The following is a 21,156-nucleotide window of genomic DNA, read 5'->3' as shown; positions in this document are numbered from 1 at the left end:
TGCGGGCCAGTGCTCCCCCCGTCTTCAGGCGGGATGGTGTGGGCCCGCGTGTGAGTGCCCTTTGAAGCGCGAGCGTGCAGCGATCGGAACTGCTTGCGATGACTCAATCACTTACGGTGCCAGTCGAAGGGCGAACTGGTCGGCCGCGACGGCTGCCGGGTGCCGCTGCCGTGGTCGGCCGAGGGCGCGTCGTACGGGTTCTCGCCCGACGGGGTGGCGCCGTGGCTGCCGCAGCCGGCCGCGTTCGCGGCGCTCAGCGCGGCGACCCAGGCCGCCGATCCGGGGTCGACGCTGTCCTTCTACCGCCGGGCCCTGGCCTGCCGCCGTGAGCTGGTGGGATCGCTGCCCTACACGCTGGAGTGGCTGGACTCCCCCGAAGGCGCGCTCTTCTTCACCCGCGGATCCTTGATCTGCGCACTCAACTGCGGCACCGAGCCGGTGCGGCTGCCGCCGCACGACGGCGTCCTGCTGCCCAGCGGGCCGCTCGACGGCGACCTGCTGCCGCCCGACACCGCCGTCTGGCTGCGTTCGTCAGCCTGACGGGCGGAACCGGTCGCGTCCGTCATCCCGACAGCTGGAACCGGTCGCGTCCGTCATCCCGACGGCTGGGACGCCTCTGGCTCCGCGGTGGCGTGGCGCTCGCCGCGCGTGGGGATGACGGGCAGCGAGATCAGCGCGCACGCCAGCCCCGCCGCGAACCCGGCCCAGTAGCCCGTGGCCGTGATCAGCAGCCCGGCCAGCGGTGTGACGCCGAGGGACACGACGTTCTGGATGGTGTTGTGGGTGCCCAGCACCCGTCCCGCCCATCCGGGGCCGGCGAGCTCGCCCGCCGAGAGGTAGGCGAGCCCGTTCCCCGCCACGGTGATCACCGCGGCCAGCGCCAGCATGGCCGGGCCGAGCCAGGACTCGGTGACCGCGCCCAGCACGAGCAGGGCCAGCACGGCCAGCGAGCCGAACGTCAGCAGCCGCAGCGGCGCCATCCGCAGGCCGCTCCGGTCGGACCAGCGGCCGACCGCGATGCGCACCGCCGCGCCGCCGATCGCCGCCACGCCGAAGAGCTGTCCCGCCCGTACGCCGTCCCAGCCGTAGACGCCGACCAGGCAGGCCACGCCGTACGTGCTGACGACGATCTGGGGCACCACGTGCAGCGCGCTGGTCGCGTGCACCCGCCAGAGCGCGGGCTGCCGGTACGGCGAGGCGGCCGGAGCCTTACGAGCGCCCGAGATCGCATGCGGCGGCTCGGCCAGGAAGAGGGTGGCCAGGACGGCGGCGAGCAAGCTGACTCCGGCGCAGACGATGAACACGCCCGAGATGCCGTGGGCCCGCGCGATCGGCGGCAGGACGAACGCGGCCACGGCCATGCCGAGGGTGTAGGAGACCTGGCGCAGGCCCATCGCGACGCCGCGCTCCGGCGGCTCGAACCAGCGCAGCACGATCCGGCCGCCGCCGACCATGGCCGCCGACCCCATGGCCCCGGCCAGGGCGAGCAGCGGGACCACCGCCCAGATCTCGGTCACGAAGGCCAGGGCGGCGAACAGCACGGCGGCCAGCCCGACGCCGACGCCGAGCACCAGCCGCTCGCCCCGCCGGTCGGCCAGCATGCCCCAGGCGACCAGGGACAGCAGGATGCCGAAGCCGGGAGCGTTGCCGATGACCCCGGCGACCGGCAGCGAGACGCCGAAATATCGCTGGATATCCGGCATGACGAGCGGCAGCCCGAACAGCCCCAGCGTGACGCAGGCGTGCGCGTTGACCCCCAGTCCGAGCATCAGCCAGCGCTTCATGCCGACATGAACCGCCGCAGGTAGCCGAGTTCGTCGGAGGTGAGCCGGCGTGGCGCGGCACGTTCGACGTCGTAGGCGACGATCACCGAGGTGGCCCGGACGAACAGCTCCTCGTCGTCGCGGATCTCGTACTCCAGCGTGAACCGGACCGGCCTGATCTCGGTCACCCAGGTCTCCACCCGGACCGGCTCGGGGCGGAAGCCGAGCGGGCGCAGGTAGTCGATCTCGTGCCGGGAGACGACGAGCCCTTTGAAGGGGGCGTCACCCGCCTTGTACGGATCGATGTGGAGCATCCCCAGCCGGGCGTCCTCCAGATAGTCGAAGAAGCGGACGTTGTTCACATGCCCAAGTGAGTCGATGTCCGCAAATCTCACCATTCGGGGGAAGATATGCCGCTGGGCGAGGGAATGTTCAACCACGCAGGCCACCGTACCCGCCCCGGTCAGGTGGCCTTGCGCCGGGCCGTACAGGCTAAAACGGTCAGGACCGAGATCGCGACCGTGCACCCGAGCGCCCACCGGTAGCCGGTGACGAGTTGTTCGACGGCGAGACCGGAGACCCGCGAGAGCGTGCCGGCGAAGACCTGGTCGTGCAGCGCGGCGGGCAGCGGCGCGGTGATGATGGACAGCGTCAGCGCGGTGCCCACGACCACGCCGGTGTTCTGCAGCATGAGCCGCATCGCGTTGACGATGCCCAGCCGGTTCGAGGGCACGCCGTCCAGGATCGCCGTGGTGTTGGAGGGCAGGAACACCCCGGAGCCGAGTCCGATGAGCACCAGCGCGAGCGCGACCGTGGCGTACGGGACGCTCGACGAGATCGTGCAGAGCAGGAGTAACAGCCCGGCGGTGGTCGTGGCGGCCCCGGCGACCGCGAGCGTGCGCGGGCTCATCCGGCGCTGCAGCAGGCCCGAGCCCGCCGAGCCGATCATCCCCGCGGCGGCCAGCGGCAGCACCTTCAGCCCGGCCCGCACCGGGTCGTCGCCGCGCACGGCCTGATAGTAGAGCGCGACGAGGAACACCAGCCCGACGCGGGCGATGGAGTTGAGGAAGGACGCCAGCGTGCCGAAGGCGAAGCCGCGATCCCGGAACAGGCCGATGTCCACGACTGGATGGGCGGCCCTGAGCTCCCTGACCACGAACAGCGGCAACCCCAGTACGAAGGCGGCCAGCCCGGCGAGGATCAGCGGGTGGCCCCAGCCGAGCCTGGTCACCTCCGACAGCGCCAGCAGCAGCCCGCCCAGGGTGACCAGGACGAGCACGTTGCCCGGCAGGTCGAGACCGCGATCGCGCCCGGCGGGCTCGACCCGTCGCAGCACGATCGCGCCCCACACCAGGCAGGCCAGCCCGAGCGGCACGTTGTACCAGAACACCCAGCGCCAGCCGAGCTGCTCGGCCAGGAGGCCGCCGAGCGTGGGCCCGGCGAGCTGGGCGATCGAGAACGAGGCGACATAGACGCCCATCCCCTCGCCGAGCCGCGCGCGGGGGAAGGCGTCCGTGACCAGGGCGGCGCTGTTGGTCATCAGCATGGCGGCGCCGGCGGCCTGTAACACCCGCAGGGCGACGATCGTCCAGGCATCCGGTGACAGCCCGGCCAGCAGCGCCGCGAGCGTGTAGGTGCCCAGCCCGCAGAGGTAGAGCATGCGCCGCCCGAACATGTCCGCCAACCGGCCGAAGACCACCATGAGCACGGTGTTGGTCAGCTGGAAGCCGAGCAGGATCCAGCTCGCGGCCGTGGCGTCGGCGTGGGTGCTCCTGGCGATCTCGGGCAGGGCGACGTTGATCGCGCTGCCGCCGAGCCCGGTGAGGACGCTGGCCAGGCTCACCACCGACAGGGTGCGCCAGGCGTACCGGACCTGCTCCCGTTCCTCGACTACCGTCACCACGGGGCCTGTCCTTTCTAGATTTCAATACTAGAATCTAGTTCGCATCGGCAGGCAGTCAAGGATCGAGGTGCGACATGAGCGGGATCGTCGAGGGTCGCGTGGTGATCGTCACGGGCGCGGCCAGGGGCATCGGGCGCGGTCACGCGCTCGAGTTCGCCCGGCAGGGCGCGAAGGTCGTGGTCAACGATCTGGGAGCGGAGGTCGACGGCACGGGCTCGTCGGACGCCGCCGCCGCGGTGGTCGAGGAGATCGAGGCGCTGGGCGGGGAGGCGATCGTCAACGGCGAGGACGTCTCCGACTTCGACGGAGCGGCCCGGCTGATCCAGGCGGCCGTCGACCGCTTCGGCGACCTGCATGTGCTGGTCAACAACGCGGGCATCCTGCGTGACCGGATGCTGGTCAACATGACGGCCGAGGAGTGGGACGCGGTCATCAGGGTGCACCTGCGCGGGACGTTCGCGCCGCTGCGGCACGCGGCGGCCTACTGGCGGGCCAAGGCCAAGGCCGGGGAGCGGGTGGACGCGCGGATCATCAACACCACCTCCTCCTCCGGCATCTACGGCAACCCGGGGCAGGGCAACTACGGCGCCGCGAAGGCCGGCATCGCGGGCCTGACGGTCATCGCGGCCAAGGAGCTGGAACGCTACGGCGTGACCGTGAACGCGATCGCCCCGGCGGCGCTCACCCGTATGACGGAGAACCTCGCCCCGACCGGCGCCGGCTCGTCGAGCGCCGACCCCGACGACATCGCGCCGCTGGTGGTCTGGCTGTCCAGCGCCGAGGCCAGGGGGATCACCGGGCGGGTGTTCAACGTGCGGGCGGGGGTGATCAGCGTGGCCGAGGGCTGGCACGCCGGTCCGGCCGTCGACAAGGGCGGCCGGTGGGACCCGGCCGAGCTGGGCGCGGTCATCCCCGCTCTCGTCGACAAGGCCGCGCCCAACGCGCTGACCAACGGCCAGATTCCCGGGCGGGAGAGCTGACCGATCTCTTAGCGGGAGAGCTGACCGATCTCTTGGCGGAAGAGCTGAACGTGGTGCGCCGCGTGTGGTCGGGGTGATCAGCCCTCCGCCAGGACCCTGAGTGGGTCGAGGCGGCGGATCAGTGTCATCGCCGCCTCGATCACCTCGCGGGCGGCGTCCTCGGTGTCGCTGGTGGCGACCTCGCGGGCCGCCTCGCCGATGATGCTGGTCAGTGCGGCGACGGTGAACCGGTCGAGCGGGTCGGCGCCCGCGCCGAGCAGCACGGCGTTCTGGCGTACCCACTCCCGGCCCCGGGTGCGGCGGACCAGCTCGAAACCCGGCGGCCCGTCACCGTCGATGAACAACCGGACCAGGTCGCGTCGCTCCCACGCGCCCGCGAGGTAGGCCCGCGCCCCGGCGATGAGCAGCTCGACGGGGTCGTGGACGCCCGCCTGCTTGGCCCGCGACACGCTGGCGGCCGCGGCCTCCTCGTGCGCCGCCTGGTGGTCCTCGTAGAGCGCGAGGAACAACTCGGTCTTGCCGCCGAAGTGGTGGTAGAGGCTGCCGACGCTGGAGCCGGCGCGGGCCACGACCTCGGAGACGTTCGCCTCGGCGAAACCGTGCTCGCTGAAGACCTCGCGAGCCGCCGTCAGCATGCTCTGGCGGGTCTGGGCCGTACGGCTCCACTCCCACGACGACTTCCGTGCCATGGGCCTATCGTACCGGGGCGAATTCTAGAATTTGATTCTTGACAGGAACGCGTCCCGGCTGGCTTCCTAGAGGAACGTTCTAGAAATTGGGGAGGCGGCCATGGACTTCTCGCTCAGCGCCGAGGAGCGTCAGATCCGCGACACCGTACGCTCCTTCGTCGAGAAGGAGATCATGCCGCTGGAGCCGGAGGTCCTGCGCAACGAGCGCGAGGGCCGCCCGGCGCTCGCCCCGGAGATCCTGCGCGACCTGCGGGCCAGGGCGAGGAAGATGGGCTTCTGGGGGATCAACACCCCCGAGGAGTACGGTGGCGCCGCGCTGGGCCCGGTCATGTCCGCGATCATCGTCATGGAGCTGGGCAGGACCTTCGTGCCGTTCATGTTCGGCGGCAGCGCCGACAACATCCTCTACGCGGGCACCCCCGAGCAGCAGGCGCGTTACCTGCTCCCGACGATCGAGGGCGAGCGCCGCTCCTGCTTCGCGATCACCGAGCCGGGCGCGGGATCCGACGCGCGCAACATCCGCACCCGCGCGGTCCGTGACGGCGCCGAGTGGGTCATCAACGGCGAGAAGACGTTCATCACCGGCGGCAGCGAGGCCGACTTCGTCATGGTGTTCGCCGTGGCCGAGCCGTACGGCGTGACCTGCTTCCTGGTCGACCGCGACATGGGCTGGACGTCCGAGCCGATCCCGACCATGGGCGAATGGGGCCCGGCGTCGCTGGTGTTCCAGGACGTGCGGGTGCCCGAGGAGAACATCCTCGGCGAGCTGGGCAAGGGCTTCGAGCTGGCCATGCAGTGGATCGGCCAGGGCCGCTACATGATCCCGGCGCGGGCCATCGGCTCGGCCGAGCGCATGCTGGGCATGGCCATCGACTACGCCAAGATCCGCAAGTCGATGGGGCAGACGATCTCCGAGTACCAGGCGATCCAGTGGATGATCGCCGACTCGCAGGTGGAGATCGAGGCGGCCAAGTGGCTGACCCTGTACGCGGCCTGGCGGGTGCAGGAGGGTCTGGACGCCCGTCATGCCGCCTCGATCGCCAAGCTCAACGGCGCGATCATGGCCAACCAGGTCGTGGACCGGGTGCTGCAGATCCACGGCGGCATGGGCTACACCAAGGAGCTGCCGATCGAACGCTGGTATCGCGAGCTGCGCCTGCTACGCATCTTCGAGGGCACCGACGAGATCCAGCGCCGTACGATCGCCCGCAATCTGATCAAGGGACACGCCCGTCTGGGCACCATCGGGGAGTGACATGACGGTAGAGGCGCTGTTCAACCCGGGATCCATCGCGCTGGTCGGCGCCACCGACAAGTCGGGGTGGTCGATCAGCACGCTGCTCAACCTGCGTACGTACGGCTTCGCCGGGCCCGTGCACCTGGTCAATCCGCGCGGCGGGACCGTGCACGGCGCGCCCGCCCACCGGAGCCTGGCCGAGGTGCCCGCGCCGGTCGATCTGGCCTACGTCATGGTGCCGACGGGCGCGGTGCTGGGGGTGCTGCGGGAGGGGGCCAAGCTGGGGATCCGGTGTTACGTGATCCTGACGGCGGGCTTCGGGGAGGCGGGGCCTGAGGGTGCGCGGCTGGAGTCGGAAATTTCGGCTTTTGCCGAGGAAAATGATCTAACGATCCTGGGACCGAACGGGAACGGCTACATCAACGCCGCCGCCGGCATCACCCCGTACGGACTGCCCATCCCCCAGCCGCTGCTGCGCGGATCGGTGGGTGTGGTGCTCCAGAGCGGCGCGCTGGCCAGCTCCGTGCTCGGCTTCGCGCAGGCCCGCAACGTCGGCATCAGCCTGCTGACCTCGATGGGCAACGAGTCGGTCGTGAGCGTCACCGACGTGGTCGACCATCTCGTGGACGATCCCGCCACCAAGGTGATCGCGCTGTTCCTGGAGACGATCCGGGATCCGGCCGAGTTCTCCCGCGTCGCCAGGCGGGCGCTGCTGGCGGGCAAGCCGATCGTGGCGCTGAAGATCGGCCGCAGCAGGCTAGCCTCCCACACGGCGCAGGCCCACACCGGCGCGCTGGTGGGGGACGACGACGTCATCGACGCGGCCCTGCGGCAGCTCGGCGTGATCAGGGTCCGCTCCCTGGAGGATTTGGTCATCACGGCGGGGCTGCTCGCCTCCGTGGGACCGCTGCCCGGGCGGCGCGTCGGCGTCGTCACGCCGTCGGGCGGCGCGTCGGAGATCATCGCCGACCGGGCCGAGGACGAGGGTCTGGAGCTGCCGCCGTTCGCGCCGTCGACGGTGGCGCGGCTGGCGGAGATCGTCCCATCCTTCGGTACCGTGCAGAACCCGCTCGACGTGACCGGCTATGTGCTGATCGACCGGACGCTGCTGGGCCGGGCGCTGGAAGCGGTGACGGCCGATCCGGGGATCGACCTGGTCATGCTGCTGTCGGAGCCGCCTCGGGTCGCACCGGCGGACACCGCTCCGGTCTTCGCCCTATACGCGGCCAGCGCCCGGCGGATCGCCGAGTCGCCGGTGCCGGTCGTGGTGGTGAGCAACGTGCTGACGGATGTGACGGAGTTCGGCCGGGCGGTGCAGGAGGAGACCGGGTTTCCGTACGTGGTGGGCGGGATCGAGCACGGGATGTCGGCGATCGGCGCGGCCGTCCGCTGGTCGGCGGCCCATACTCGCGCCCTCGCCGACCCGGCCTCGGCTGGAGCGCCTGCCCTCGCGAGCGAGGAGGCGGCCTTGGTCGGGGCGGTCGGGGTGTGGGGGGAGCATCGTGCCGCTGCGCTGCTGGCCTCGGCGGGGGTGCCCGTCGTGCCGTCGGAGCTGGTGGGCGATGAGGCAGCGGCGGTCGCGGCGGCGGAGCGGTTCGGATTCCCGGTGGTGCTCAAGACCGCTGCCGAGGGCTTGGGCCACAAGAGCGACCTGGGCGGCGTACGGCTGGGACTCTCCTCCCCAGAGGAGGTACGGCTGGCGTACCGCGACGTGGTCGCCGCGCTGGCCGGAGACGCGGCCGCCCTGGTGCAGCCGCAGCGCGACGGCGGGGTGGAGCTGCTGGTGGGCATCGTGCGAGATCCCGCTTGGGGCCTCACTCTGGCCGTGGGACTGGGCGGGATCTGGGTGGAGGTGCTGCGTGACACGGCCCTGCGGATCCTGCCGGTGGACGCCCGTTCGGTGCGGGAGGCGCTGACGGAGCTGCGCGGGGCCGCGTTGCTACGTGGTGTCAGGGGTGGCGAGCCCGCCGATGTCGACGCGGTGGCCGAGGTGGTGGCGCGGGTGGCGGCGTTCGCGGAGTCGCTGGGGGACCGCCTGGAGTCGCTGGAGATCAACCCGCTGCTGGTCAGGGGGTCCCATGTGGAGGCTCTGGACGCGCTGGTGACGTGGCGCCCTTGACGGGACCGCGGGCGCCCGTCATGCCAGGCGGATGGCACCCGCAGGGGGCCCCTGAGCACGCCCAGCCAGATGGCACCGCAGGGGCCCCTGAGCATCGCCCAGCCAGATGGTCTTGACCACGTCACCGCGGCCGGATGGCACCGCGAGGCCCCCTCACTGCGGCCGGACGAGACCGCGAAGGTCTCTCACCGCGGCCGGATGAGACCGCGAGGGCCCCTCACGGCGGGCGGTTCGACAGGGCCGAGTCCGTCATGGCAGCCGGTTCGACAGGACCAAGGTGGCAGCGGTGGCGAACATGCCACCGTTGCCCAGCACCACGCTCACCTCCACCCCTGGCACCTGGGCGGCGGCCTCTCCACGGAGTTGCCGGACTGCCTCCTGGATGGCGAACATCCCGTACATCCCGGTATGCGTGTACGAGAGCCCGCCCCCGTTGGTGTTGAGCGGCAGCCGACCGCCCGGCGACGTGTGCCCCTCGGCGATGAACGCCCCCGCCTCACCCCGCCCGACGAAGCCCAGATCCTCCAGCCCATAGATCGGCACGTGCGCGAACGCGTCGTACACCATCACATGGTCCACGTCCGCATGCGAGATCTTGGCCTCGGCGAAGGCCGACTCCCCCGACAGCCGGAACGCCTTGGACGAGGTGAAGTCCGCCATCTGCGAGATGATCGGCGAGTCGGCCGCCTCGCCCGAGCCGAGCAGGTGGACCGGGTCGCGCCTGGCCCGATCCTCGGAGGTGACGATCAGCGCGCCGCCCCCGTCCGTCACCAGACAGCATTCCAGCAGGTGGAACGGGTAGGCCACCAGCCGAGACGCCAGCACGTCCTCGGCCGTGATCAGCTCCCGGTACATCGCGCGCGGATTGAGGTGCGCCCACCGCCGCTGCGCGACCGCCACCTCGGCGAGCTGCTCGTGCGTGAGCCCGGTCTCCTTCATGTACCGCAGCGCCGTCAGTGTGAACAGCGTCGGCGGCCCCGCCACCCCGTACGGCAGCTCGAACTGCCCCAACAGCGAGTCGGCCCCCATCCCGAACCGCGCCGCGCCGACCCGGGACCGTCCCGACTCGCCGTGGGTGATCAGCACGGTATGGCAGAGCCCGGCGCGGATCGCCGCGGCCGCGTGCCGTACATGGAAGAGGAACGACGACCCGCCCACGCCGGTCCCGTCGAGCCAGGCGGGGGTGACACCGAGCGCGTGGGCGATCTGTACCGGCCCCGGCGTGCCCACGGTGGCGAGGCCGTCGATGTCGTCCTTGGTCATCCCCGCGTCGGCGAGCGCGTTGCGCGCCGCTTCCAGGTGCAGTCCCATGGTCGAGTGGTACGGCAGGCGGCCCACCTCGTCGGTCTCGGCCGCGCCGGCGATCACGATGTTCATGCGGTGGCTCCAGCCGGGTTCATGCGGTCGCTCCAGGGTCGCTTCGGCTGGTCGCCTCAGGGGCGTTTCGGCTGGTCGCTCCAGGATCGCTCCGGCCGGTCGTTCCAGGGTCGCTTCGGCCGGTTGCTTCAGGGGCGCTTCGGCTGATCGTTTCGGCCGGTTCGAAGAGCGGCACGCACACGTCGCCGCGCCGCTCGAAGACCACGCGGAGGCTCAGGTCGAGCGGCAGGTTCTCGGGGAGGATCTCGACACCGACGATGTTCGTCATCATGCGCACCCCCTCCGCCAGCTCCACGACGGCGATCGCGTATGGACCGTCGTCCTCGAAGCCGGGCGCGGGACGGTGGTTGATCACGTACGAGTACAGGGTCGCGTGGCCGCTGGCCCGCACCCAATCCACGTCGGCGGAGCCGCAGTGCGGACAGTCGGGCCGTGGATAGAAGTAGTGCCGCGCGCACGCCCGGCAGCGCTGGATCCTGAGCTCTCCGGCCGCCGTGCCGTCCCAGAAGGGCTGCGTCTCCGGCGTGGGCCTCGGTACGGGCTTCATCGGCCTCCTCAATCTAGTTCTAGAATGACACTCTAGATTTAGATTCGGGCGAACCTCAAGGGCTGGGGATTCCGTTGCCGTTGCGGCCACGGCCGTCGAGCACGTCGTCCAGCGACGGCCGGTGCTCCGCGCCGCGAGGTCCCGCCTGGGCCAGCTGGATCAGCACGCCGTGCGCCTCCTTGGGATGCAGGAACACCTCACGCCAGCGCTGGTCGCGGACATTCAGGCCGTGGAGCCGGTAGCCGCGCTCGGTCAGCCTGGCCACGGCGGCGTCGAGGTCGTTGACATGGAAGTTCAGGTGGTGGACGCCGCCCCTGCCGCGGGTCAGCTCGAAGAAGCTGTCAAAGAAGCCCGAACCGGCCAGCGGCTCCATCAGCTCGACCTTGCCACCGCCCTCATAGGTGAGCTGCAGAGTGCGGTAGCCGCTCGAACGGTTGTCGCCACCGCCGCCCAGGTGGCGGCCCCCGAGCAGGTCGCGATAGATCGGCAGCAGGTCCCGGATGCGGGGCGCCGCCACGGCCGTGTGATCGAAGGTCACCTCTAGCCCGTCCAGTTCCAGGTCCACACTGACTCCCTTCCTAGAATTCGATTCTAGATCTTAGCGGAGCGGTCCGCACTCTTGACGTGGGGCGTTGTGAGGAGCAGCATTTCAGAAATGGATTCTAGAGCTACCTTCTAGAACTCATGACGGGGGCCTGTACGACGAGAGAGGCGAGTCATGAGGCTGTCCTACGTCCGCGAACTCGACGAGTACCCCACCGGCGCCCGGCGCATGAAAATCCTCACGATGGCCGTGCTCGCCATCCTCATCGGGTCCTACGAGGCGCAGATCGCGCCGGTGGTCCCGCTGCTGCTCAAGGACCTGCACATGACGCTGGCCACCTACGGCGCCGTGTCGGGCGCCGCGGCCATCGCCGGGGCGATCGCCTCCATCCTGGGCGGACGGCTCACCGACCGGCTCGGCCGGGTGCGGCTGCTGGTGCCCCTGATGATGCTCACCGCCGTGTGCTGCTTCGTCATGACGCTCGTGCACAGCCCGCGCGACCTGCTGCTCGCCCGCATCCTGCTGGCGTTCGTGGACGGCGTGGCCATGGCCAGCACCGCGCCCCTGGTACGCGACTTCTCGCCGCGGCTCGGCCGGGCGCAGGCGTTCGGCTTCTGGACCTGGGGACCGGTCGGCGCCAACTTCCTGGCCGCGGCCATCGCCGGCTGGACGCTGCCGATCTTCCAGGATTCGTGGCGCTCGCAGTTCGTCATCATGGGCTGCTTCTCGCTGGTGATCTCGTTCGTCATCGCCTTCAACATCGCCGACCTCTCCCCTGAGCTGCGGGCCAGGATCCAGCACACCGAACAGGCCGCCACCCAGGTGGTCGACCTGAGCCAGCCGGCCCGCCTCCGCTCGCTGTTCGCCAGGCGCAACATCTGGGCGCACGTGGTGGGCATCTCGCTCTGGCTGGTGCTCTACCTCACGCTGTCGTTGTTCGGGCAGACGATGCTCGTCGGAGCGCTCGGCATCAGCACCGCCCAGGCGTCCACGATCATGGCGGCGTTCTGGAGCCTGAACCTGATCACACTGATCATCACCGGACGTCTCTCGGACCGTACCCAGCTGCGCAAGCCGTTCTCACTGGGCGGCACGATCGCCGCGGTGCTCGTCACGGCCTACCTCGCCGTCGCGCTCGGGCAGGAAGGCGTCTCGACGGGCACGCTCATGCTGGTGGGCGCGCTGCTCGGCGGCTCGCTCGGCGTGGCGTACGCGCCCTGGATGGCCAACTACTCCGAGGACGCGGAGGACGCCGACCCGCGGCTGCAGGGCACGGCTTGGGGGCTGTTCGGGTTCCTCACCAAGGGCATCGCCGTGATCGGGCTGGTCGTCATCCCGCGGGTGGTCGAGGCAACGAACTGGCAGATTTGGCTGTTCATCTCGCTCGGCTGCCTGATCCTGTTCATCCCGGCGATCGTCCTGTTCAACGGCCCATGGCGCCGCCCCGCCCGCACCCCTGTCACCGTCGCCCTGGAGTCGGCTGAAGGCTGACCGACCGCCTCTGGGCGGTCCGAAGGCCGACCGCCCAGGGCGGGCCGAAGGCCGACCGCCCAGGGCGGGCCGAAGGCCGACCGCCCTCGGCGGGCCGACGGCTGACCGAGCTCGCGAACACCGAAGGCCACCACCCTCGGCGGGCCAAGGGACGACCGGGTTGTCCGCCTCGCTCTCCAGGATGCTGCCGGTGCCTGCCGCCTCGTAGCCGGCTGCCGTCGCATCCACGGGGTCGGGTCAGCACCCAGACGGCCAACTATGCGCACGTCACGGCGCTCAGCCACCTCCACCGGAGGAGCGTGCCCCTGGACAGACCCCAGCCACGCACAGAGGGTGGGGCCCACAGGGCCTGCCGTAAAAGATAGGAGAAAGCCCAGCCACGTCTAGCGGCACGCCCCCCGCACGGGGGGCGTGGCTCACGGGCTGGGCCTACACCGTCGGAAAACTCCCCGACCGAGTGCGGACGTCAGTCGCGGTGGAGCTTGCGGTAGGTGATCCGGTGGGGGCGGGCGGCGTCCGCGCCCAGGCGCTCGATCTTGTTCTTCTCGTAGTCGGCGAAGTTGCCCTCGAACCAGAACCAGTTCGACCCTTCCTCCCACGCCAGGATGTGCGTGGCGATGCGGTCGAGGAACCACCGGTCGTGCGAGGTGATGACCGCGCAGCCCGGGAAGTCGAGGAGCGCGTTTTCCAGCGAGGAGAGCGTCTCGGTGTCGAGGTCGTTGGTGGGCTCGTCGAGCAGGAGGACGTTGCCGCCCTGCTTGAGGGTGAGCGCCAGATTGAGGCGGTTGCGCTCGCCACCCGACAGGACGCCGGCCTTCTTCTGCTGGTCGGGCCCTCTGAAGCCGAACGCCGCGATGTAGGCGCGGGACGGCATCTCGACGTTGCCGACCTTGATGTGGTCGAGCCCGTCGGAGACGACCTCCCAGACGTTCTTGTTCGGGTCGATGCCGCCGCGGCTCTGGTCGGCGTAGGAGATCTTGACGGTGTCGCCGACGACGATCGACCCGCTGTCGGGCGTCTCACTGCCGGTGACCATGCGGAACAACGTGGTCTTGCCGACGCCGTTGGGGCCGATGATGCCGACGATGCCGTTGCGCGGCAGGTCGAACGTCAGCTTCTCCATGAGCACCCGGTCGTCGAACCCCTTGGTGAGATCCTCGGACCTGATCACCGTGGTGCCGAGACGCGGGCCCGGCGGGATCTGGATCTCGTCGAAGTCGAGCTTGCGGTGCTTGTCGGCCTCGGCCGCCATCTCCTCGTAGCGCTGCAGACGGGCCTTGCTCTTGGTCTGGCGAGCCTTCGGGTTGGAGCGAACCCACTCCAGCTCGTCTTCGAGGCGCTTCTTACGCTTGACGTCCTTCTGCCCCTCGACCTTGAGGCGCTGTGTCTTGGCCTCCAGGTACGTGGAGTAGTTGCCCTCATAGGCGTAGGCGCGGCCGCGGTCGAGCTCCAGGATCCACCCGGCGACGTTGTCGAGGAAGTAGCGGTCGTGGGTGACGGCGAGGACGGTGCCCGCGTATTTCTCCAGGTGCTGCTCCAGCCACTGCACACTCTCGGCGTCGAGGTGGTTGGTGGGCTCGTCGAGCAGCAGGAGATCAGGGGCCTCCAGCAGCAGCTTGCACAGGGCGACACGGCGGCGCTCGCCACCGGACAGCGTGGTCACGTCGGCGTCGGGCGGCGGGCAGCGCAGAGCGTCCATGGCCTGCTCAAGCTGGCTGTCGACGTCCCACGCGTTGCGGTGCTCAAGCTGGTCCTGCAGCTTGCCCATCTCGGCGAGCAGCTCTTCGCTGTAGTCGGTGGCCATCTGCTCGGCGATCGCGTTGTAGCGCTCGAGCATCTCCAGCGTCTCGGCTACGCCCTCCTGGACGTTGCCCAGGACGGTCTTCTCCTCGTTGAGCGGGGGCTCCTGCTGGAGCATGCCCACGGTGAAGCCCGGCATGAGTTTGGCGTCGCCATTGGACGGCTGCTCCAGGCCGGCCATCATCCGGAGCAGCGTCGACTTTCCGGTGCCGTTCGGGCCCAGGACGCCGATCTTGGCTCCGGGCAGGAACGACAGCGTGACGTCGTCAAGGACAACCTTGTCGCCGTGCGCCTTGCGCACGCGCTGCAACGTATAGATGTACTCCGGCATGGCATCTAGCTTAGGGGCTCTCGACCCGGGCTTCCGCCGGTCCACCTGATGGTCATGAGATGGAAGGCGCCACATCGGATAGTGGGCGATCTCCGGCGACGGTTTCGGTCGTCGGGATCCATGCCCAGCGACGGCTCTTCGGTCGTCGGGATCCACGCCCGACACCAGCTTCGGGCGCCAGGCCCCATGCCCGGCAACGGCTTCAGGCGCTGGGACCCATGCCCGACACCAGCTTCGAGCACCGGGACCCATCCCCTACCAGAACTCAGATGAACGACCAGGATCCGTTTCGCCATCGTCCACCGGCCATCTAGGCGGTACGGCGGGCGACCTGACGGACCGTCGAGTCGGTACGGCGGGCGCGTTGCGCAGTCTGTCGTCTGAAACCTCTTCCTATCCGCCGTACATGCCACCCGACGATCAGTGTGGTCGGGCTCCGTAGGGTGTCCACCATCAGCTGCTGGCGTGATCCCGAACTCGGGTTGTCGCCACGGAGACGACCTCGTCTGCCGCTCCACAACCCGAGATCGGCGCACCGCAGCCCCAACGGCTTGGGGTTGTCGGTACGGATGATCGTCGACGGGATCGGCCAGGTCACGGTTGAGTTCGGCCACCCCACTCAGCTTCACCGGCTGGATCGCATCGCCGGACCCGCCCCTGGCCGGCCGTTGGCGCGCGGGATGCCGTTCCCGACGAGTTGCTTGTGCACCTCGACCAGGCGGCCCCACACGTAAACGGTCAGATCAATCGAAGGCGGCGCACTCCTGTCATGGTCGGCGCGGGCATGAAGTCCACGGGGTCGTTCGGGTCGGTGCGCAGGGGGTTGAACCGGTCGAGCAGGATGTTCAGGGCGACCCGTCCTTCCAGCCGGGCCAAGGGGGCGCCCAGGCAGAAGTGGATGCCGCGGCCGAAGGCGAGATGCGGGTTGGGGTCGCGACCGGGGTCGAAGACGTCGGGGTTGGGGAACTGACGAGGGTCTCTGTTGGCCGGTCCGGGCCAGACCATGATCAGTTGGTCGGCCGGTATCATCACGCCGCCGAGTTCGGCTTCGCGGGTGGTGGCGCGGCCGAGGGCGGCGAATGGGGTGAAGAAGCGGAGAGATTCCTCGATGACGGCCGGGACCAAGTCGCGGTCAGCCCGTACCTTGTCCTGCTGCTCGGGAAAGGCGTCCAGGCAGAGCACCGTGTTGCCGAGGAGCATCGTCGTGGTGATGTGGCCAGCGAGCAGGAGGATGATCGCGAAATTGACCACCTGGATGTCGGGAAGGCGTTCGCCGTCCACCTCGGCCTCGACCAGCCTGGTGAGCAGGTCGGCACGCGGCTGCCGTTTGCGCTCTGCGGCGTGGCCTGCGAGATAGGCAGACATTTCATGCCACGGTCGTAGCGAGGCCTGAATGTCCGCGTTCTGTTCTTCTGTGGTCTTGTTGAGTGAGATCTTGGCGTCGCGCTGGAACAACGCATCTGCCCACTGCTTGAACAGGGCGCGATCGCTGCTGGGCACACCCAGCAGTTCGGCGATGACGATGACCGGAAGCGGGTAGGCCAGATCGGTCACGAGTTCCAGTTGCCCGCGTTCTTGCGCCTCGTCGAGCAGTTCGTGGGTGAGGGCGGCGATCCTCGGCTCGAGATCCGCGACGACCTTACGGGTGAAGGCGCTGCTGACCAGCTTGCGCAGCTTGCCGTGCTCCGGCGGGTCGATCTGGGTGATGAAACCCTCCATCGAGAATTCCTCGGCGGCAGGCATCAGGCTCTTGGGAATCACCCGCATGGTGTCGGAGGAGAACGTCGCCGGGTCCCCTAAAACCTCCTGCAGTTCCGGGTACCCGTAGACGTTCCACATTCCGATGTCGGCGTCGTACTCGACCGGCCGGCCCGATCGCGGCCCGTGCAGCCAGAAGTGCTGTTTGGGGATGTTGTACCTCTCGACGATGTCGGCCATCGCCTCTCCCTTGGTAGAAGATCCGTTTTCGGTTGGGGATCAGTTCCTGAAAGATCGAGATGTACTTCCCTGGCCGCCCGGGGGGACGGCCCGAGGCTAGATGCGGCCGTCTACGTACGGCCGCCCGTCCGTGACCACTGCGGTGAGCACCTCAGCGGAGGGATGCGTCATTTACCACTCTGATCCTCCTGCACCGACTTCTCGCGATAGTCCTGCCAGCGCTGGAGGAACTCCCCCGCGTCGCGCTCAACGAAGGCGAAGAACTCCCGGGTCTCCTCCAGCCGCGCCCGCTGCTCGAGTCGGCTCTCGCCGACGACTGAGAGCCCGAAGTCCAACGCCTCCAGACTGGATCGCACCCCGGCCAACTGAACCCCCATGACGTGCGCCCATCCACCGCCGGCCACCTGATAGCGGTGTTCACGGCTCGACGTGGGAACACGCTCGATCATCCCGGTGCCCTCCAGCTGCCTGGCCACCGTGCTGATCGCGGTCTTGCTCACGTCGAGTTGCGCGGCCAGATCAGTGAGCGACTGGTGCACGGGGTCGCAGATCATCAACCACGCATAAACGCGGCCCATGGTCCGCGTCCCACCGAAACGCTCCATGACCAGGCCCATGCGGTCGACGAACTCGGCCTCCTGCTGATCCATCTATGCAAACTCCGACGTTATCGTGAAGTACGTACTTTACGAAGTGTACGTACTGCCTCGGCGCGTGGCAACAACCAGAAGGCCACCCACGAATCCCCCGGCCGCGACGATGGATTCCGGCTGCGGACTGGAGAATTGCGATTCGCCGTCAGGCGGCGGCCTTTTCAGGAGGACGCCAGACAGCAGGCCGCAGAAGTCCGGTGCGGCATCACGCGGCGACCCCTCCAGAGGGACATCAGGCAGCAGCCCATCGAAGCCCCACTGCGACGCCAAGCAGCAGCCTCCTCAGAGGCACCTCAGGCAGCGGCCCACCGAAGCCCGGTGTCAGGCAGCGGATCTTTCAGGAGGGCATCACGCGATGAGGACTTCGAGGGGACGTCAAGCGGCGGGGTCCTCGGGGAGGGCGGGTGGCGGTGGTTGGATTACGGGGACACAGACGCGGTCGCGGCCCAGTTCTTTGGCGCGGTAGAGCGCCAGGTCGGCGGCGGCGAGGAGTTCGATCAGGTCGTCGCCGTGGACGCTCATCAAGGCCACGCCTGCCGAGATGGTGACCGAGATCATCGCATCGTCCGCCGGGACGGACATGCGGCCGATGCAGTAGCGGAGGCGTTCGGCCACTCGGCGAGCCTCGTGGATGTCGGCGCGCGGTAGGAGGACCACGAACTCCTCTCCGCCGAAGCGGCCCACCACGTCGTAGTCGCGCAACTGGCTGCGGAGAGTGGCCGCGACGCCGACGAGGACCTGATCGCCGGCCAGATGACCATGGGTGTCGTTGACTCGTTTGAAGTGGTCGATGTCGATGATCAGGAGGGCGAGCGTCTCACCGGTGCGGCGGGCGCGGACGATCTCGGTGTCGGCCTCGCGCTGCCAGGCGGCGGCGTTCAGCAGGCCGGTCTTGGCGTCGGTGCGAGCCGCCGCCTGGAGCTGGGCGTGCAGGAGGCTGCGCTGGAGGAGGACGACCGGCGGCAGAGCGAGGAGCAAGAGGGCGAGGTTGAGCCCGCAGGCGATCGCGACCGTGACGCCGAGGCAGAGCTCCACGACGTCAAGGAGCACGCTCTCCCTGTCCCAGAGCACCTCGCGCCAGGAGATGTCCGGGTTGGCGGTGTGTGCCGCGATCGCGATGAGAATGGTGTTGAGCAGGGCGAAGAGCACGGCGGAGCCGATGGCGCAGAGGATCGGGAGTCCGCTGCCCCGCGAGAGCACCGCCGAGTCGGGTACGAGCCAGTGGAACGTCACGGACGCCGTGCAGGCCGCCAGCCCGATGACCGCCGCGCTGCACACCCGGCGATAGAGGACCGTCGCACGGACCCGCCATTGCAGCAGGACCTGCAGCACGATCGGCGCGAACAGCGAGTAGGCCGGCGGCAGCAGCAACGCCACCGGCAACCACCACGCGGACAGCAGGTCCCGGGAGACGCCGGCGGGCATACCCAGACGTCTGGTGGCCTCGATGCAGACCGCGCCGCAGCCCATGAGAGCGGCGAACGTCAGTAGCTGCGGCCACCGGAGTTCGGTAGATGTCGTGAAAAAGGCGGTTGCGGCGAGATTCAGGATGACGATCCCGCTCAGGTAGTAAAGAAGCGGACGACGTTGTCCGAGTAGTGGCCAGCGGCTGGCCAGCGTTGAAACACCGTTGCGAGGCTTGACCGAGGCGTGACTGGTCGCCGCCATCTCGTCCCCTCCCTGACTAACGATGTGTAACACATTAATTGCGGAGTGTGCGTTGCGCGATGGGAACCAACTACGTTTGACGTTGTGACCACATACGTGCTGTAGTCGGCGAATGACCCGCTCACTCCGCGAGTGGACCGTGCTGAAAGGAGCAGCCATGGTGCAGGGCGTGACCTGGACCTGAGAGACGCTCTAGCAATCTGACACCCGGCAACACCATCGGCCGAATTTTCGGTGCCACCCCGTGGGGCTTCATGGCATCACCGCGTGCGGCCGGTGACCCCTCCCTTCCTTCCCGCTCTTACCTGCGGGCGCATGAGCGGGCACCGGCTTGATCGCCCGATGCTCCGCTCATGCGTGAGCCGTTGTGCAGCAGAGCCCGCTACGCCGCCGCTCGGTCCTGGCCCGCTACGCCGCCGCTGCTAGATACTGGTCCGCTACGCCGCCACTCGGTCCTCGCCCGTTATGGCGCCGCTCGCTCCCGGCCCCGCCACACCGCCGCTCGCTCCTGGTCCGTTATGCCGCTGCTCGCTCCTCCGTCGGCCAACCAGCGTCCTCCGCCTCGGTCTCGTTGTCGTCGGCACCCAGGATCCGTACGGTCGCGCCGCCGCTCCTGCCCGCCGGAGACGGAGCGCCTCGGGATTGGGACCGCGTCGACGCCGCACCTGCTGACGTGACACCTGTCGACGCCGCACCTGCTGACGCCGCACCCATTGACTCGGAGTGGGTGGGCGGGAGATCGGTTGACGAATCATCGGTGGGCGAGGTGGCGCTCGGTGAAGAGGCGGAATGCTTGGTGTTGGGCTGCTTGGTGGTTGCGGGGCCGCTCCGCTTAGTGTCGGCTCCCGTAGTGGGGCTTTCGAGGGCGCGGGTGCGACGGGAGCCGGTGCCGAGCACGCTGGCGGATATCTGGTCCTTGATGCTGTGAGTCGGCGCACCCCTCTCCTCGGCCGTGCCGCTCTCCTCGGACGTGTGGGGCTGTGAAGTCGAGCGGTCCTGCTCCGATGCCGTGCGGTTCTCCGATGTCATCGCCTCATCTGCCGGGGCTGGCGGCTCCGTCGGACGGTCAGGGCCGCGCTTCTGCTCCTCCGCGACGCGAGGTGCGGAGCCTTCATCCATCCGGGCATCTACTCGGGCGGTCACCCGGGTTGTCGTGAGACGGTCGGGGGCGGGCTTGGCGCCCATGGCCCAGTCCTGGGTTTCCTCGTCCAGGCGGTCGCGCATCTCCCTGCTCACCGAGCCGGTGCCGCCGCCGCGCTCCGGCTTGGCGAAGACGCCTGTGCCCCAGCGCAGGTCGTGGCCCACCGAGCTGGCCTCGACCTCGGGCATGAAGCGCCGGTCGCCCTCGGGGCCGAACTCTCTGATGCGGAGCTTGCCGGACACGACTACGGGCTGTCCTACCTGCACGGATTTGGCGACGTTGTCACCGAGGGCACGCCAGCAGCGGACCGCGAAGCACACTCGCTCCCCGTCGGCCCATTGTCCGGTCCTCTTGTCGAAGTAACGGTGGGTGGTGAGCACCCGGAGTGAGGTCACCCTGGCCCCGTCCTCGAAGCTGTATTGGCGTGGCTCTGCTGCGACGTTGCCGGTGAGTGTGATGTAGATGTCGTTCATCCCGTTGCCTCCACTGTGGCGGGCGGGGTGCCCGCGGCCTGGGAGTACGGTGCCTCAGATGGGTGTGGGCGGGCGGGGCCGAACGGGGTTCTGTGGACAGCGTCGTCTTGAGGACGGCTGCCTGTGGACGAAGCCGCTTGAAGTGACTGCGCATGGACATCGCCACCCGGTGGTGTCCCACCCAGTGGTGGATCAACGATCTCGTTGTGCGTTTCCTACGTGGCGAACCGGGCTGAGCGGGTGAGAAACTACACCGCTCTGCGGGACGTCATCTCGCCAACCCATCCCCCTTGTGGCGGCTGCCGACGGGCTAGCTCCCGAGGCGGGTGTTCACGGACGAAGCCACCTCTGAGGCGACTGCTCGGGACTAAGTCGCCCTGTGGTAACTGCCTGTGGAACGAGGCCATCCCCGGGGACGGCTTCCCGTGGAGAAAGCCGCTCCTGTGGTAACTGCCTGTGCACGAGGCTGCCCCAAGACGGCTGCCCGCGAAAAGAGGCCAGG

Annotated in this window: 17 protein-coding genes; 5 read left to right on the top strand and 12 right to left on the bottom strand. The window is 69.1% G+C overall.

Going from position 1 to position 21,156, the window contains the following annotated elements:
* The first annotated feature begins 159 nt into the window (after positions 1–159).
* On the top strand, positions 160–540 hold the full coding sequence (locus tag AB0J16_RS28315) for a hypothetical protein (RefSeq protein ID WP_358544839.1): 381 nt from the start codon (positions 160–162) through the stop codon (positions 538–540).
* A gap of 53 nt (positions 541–593) precedes the next feature.
* Here AB0J16_RS28315 and AB0J16_RS28310 read toward each other — a convergent pair whose 3' ends face one another.
* The 3 genes from AB0J16_RS28310 to AB0J16_RS28300 form a co-directional block, all read right to left on the bottom strand.
* Positions 594–1,784, bottom strand: a complete 1,191-nt coding sequence (locus AB0J16_RS28310; protein WP_358544836.1) for an MFS transporter — start codon at positions 1,782–1,784, stop codon at positions 594–596.
* Positions 1,781–2,161 (bottom strand): thioesterase family protein, encoded by a 381-nt coding sequence (locus AB0J16_RS28305; RefSeq protein WP_357953568.1) that lies wholly within the window; start codon positions 2,159–2,161, stop codon positions 1,781–1,783. Before AB0J16_RS28305 ends, AB0J16_RS28310 begins: the two co-directional genes overlap by 4 nt.
* Positions 2,162–2,226: 65 nt before the next feature.
* Entirely contained in the window at positions 2,227–3,666 is a 1,440-nt protein-coding gene (locus AB0J16_RS28300; protein ID WP_358544834.1) for an MFS transporter, read from the bottom strand.
* Between the two features lie 74 nt (positions 3,667–3,740).
* On the opposite strand from AB0J16_RS28300, the gene AB0J16_RS28295 reads away from it, so the two are divergent.
* Positions 3,741–4,646, top strand: a complete 906-nt coding sequence (locus AB0J16_RS28295) for an SDR family oxidoreductase (RefSeq protein WP_358544832.1) — start codon at positions 3,741–3,743, stop codon at positions 4,644–4,646.
* Between the two features lie 77 nt (positions 4,647–4,723).
* Here the strand turns inward: AB0J16_RS28295 and AB0J16_RS28290 are convergent, their stop codons facing one another.
* The gene (locus AB0J16_RS28290; RefSeq protein ID WP_357953572.1) at positions 4,724–5,335 is read right to left on the bottom strand and encodes a helix-turn-helix domain-containing protein; all 612 of its coding nucleotides are present in this window, start codon (positions 5,333–5,335) and stop codon (positions 4,724–4,726) included.
* A 100-nt stretch (positions 5,336–5,435) separates the two neighbouring features.
* On the opposite strand from AB0J16_RS28290, the gene AB0J16_RS28285 reads away from it, so the two are divergent.
* Positions 5,436–6,590 (top strand): acyl-CoA dehydrogenase family protein, encoded by a 1,155-nt coding sequence (locus tag AB0J16_RS28285; protein WP_358544830.1) that lies wholly within the window; start codon positions 5,436–5,438, stop codon positions 6,588–6,590.
* A gap of 1 nt (position 6,591) precedes the next feature.
* Positions 6,592–8,691, top strand: coding sequence for an acetate--CoA ligase family protein (locus AB0J16_RS28280; RefSeq protein WP_358544828.1), 2,100 nt, complete (start codon positions 6,592–6,594; stop codon positions 8,689–8,691).
* A 249-nt stretch (positions 8,692–8,940) separates the two neighbouring features.
* Here AB0J16_RS28280 and AB0J16_RS28275 read toward each other — a convergent pair whose 3' ends face one another.
* From AB0J16_RS28275 to AB0J16_RS28265, 3 genes are read right to left on the bottom strand one after another with little or no spacing between them, the layout of a single operon-like run.
* On the bottom strand, positions 8,941–10,068 hold the full coding sequence (locus AB0J16_RS28275; RefSeq protein WP_358544826.1) for a thiolase: 1,128 nt from the start codon (positions 10,066–10,068) through the stop codon (positions 8,941–8,943).
* A 19-nt stretch (positions 10,069–10,087) separates the two neighbouring features.
* Positions 10,088–10,615 carry a Zn-ribbon domain-containing OB-fold protein gene (locus AB0J16_RS28270; protein WP_358544824.1) on the bottom strand — a complete coding sequence of 176 codons (528 nt, stop codon included), beginning with the start codon at positions 10,613–10,615 and terminating at the stop codon, positions 10,088–10,090.
* A gap of 55 nt (positions 10,616–10,670) precedes the next feature.
* Positions 10,671–11,180 (bottom strand): VOC family protein, encoded by a 510-nt coding sequence (locus AB0J16_RS28265; protein ID WP_358544822.1) that lies wholly within the window; start codon positions 11,178–11,180, stop codon positions 10,671–10,673.
* A 153-nt stretch (positions 11,181–11,333) separates the two neighbouring features.
* Here AB0J16_RS28265 and AB0J16_RS28260 point away from each other — a divergent pair, with 153 nt between their 5' ends.
* A complete protein-coding gene (locus AB0J16_RS28260) occupies positions 11,334–12,650 on the top strand; it encodes an MFS transporter (protein WP_358544820.1) in 1,317 nt (438 codons plus the stop codon).
* Positions 12,651–13,116: 466 nt separating this feature from the next.
* On the opposite strand, the gene ettA is transcribed toward AB0J16_RS28260, so the two are convergent.
* From ettA to AB0J16_RS28235, 5 genes are all read right to left on the bottom strand, one after another.
* On the bottom strand, positions 13,117–14,781 hold the full coding sequence (gene ettA / locus AB0J16_RS28255; protein ID WP_225292519.1) for an energy-dependent translational throttle protein EttA: 1,665 nt from the start codon (positions 14,779–14,781) through the stop codon (positions 13,117–13,119).
* A 738-nt stretch (positions 14,782–15,519) separates the two neighbouring features.
* Positions 15,520–16,719: a cytochrome P450 gene (locus AB0J16_RS28250; RefSeq protein ID WP_358544818.1), complete on the bottom strand. Its 1,200-nt coding sequence runs from the start codon at positions 16,717–16,719 to the stop codon at positions 15,520–15,522.
* A 167-nt stretch (positions 16,720–16,886) separates the two neighbouring features.
* Positions 16,887–17,369 carry a MarR family transcriptional regulator gene (locus tag AB0J16_RS28245; RefSeq protein ID WP_358544816.1) on the bottom strand — a complete coding sequence of 161 codons (483 nt, stop codon included), beginning with the start codon at positions 17,367–17,369 and terminating at the stop codon, positions 16,887–16,889.
* A 378-nt stretch (positions 17,370–17,747) separates the two neighbouring features.
* Positions 17,748–19,040: a GGDEF domain-containing protein gene (locus AB0J16_RS28240; RefSeq protein WP_358544814.1), complete on the bottom strand. Its 1,293-nt coding sequence runs from the start codon at positions 19,038–19,040 to the stop codon at positions 17,748–17,750.
* 516 nt (positions 19,041–19,556) lie between these two features.
* Positions 19,557–20,654 carry a single-stranded DNA-binding protein gene (locus AB0J16_RS28235; RefSeq protein WP_358544813.1) on the bottom strand — a complete coding sequence of 366 codons (1,098 nt, stop codon included), beginning with the start codon at positions 20,652–20,654 and terminating at the stop codon, positions 19,557–19,559.
* Positions 20,655–21,156: the final 502 nt, after the last annotated feature.

Source organism: Nonomuraea sp. NPDC049750, assembly GCF_040659625.1.
In the GTDB taxonomy this organism is placed as follows: domain Bacteria; phylum Actinomycetota; class Actinomycetes; order Streptosporangiales; family Streptosporangiaceae; genus Nonomuraea.
Note: the sequence above shows the minus strand (reverse complement) of the source record. Positions and strands in the feature narration are given on the sequence as shown.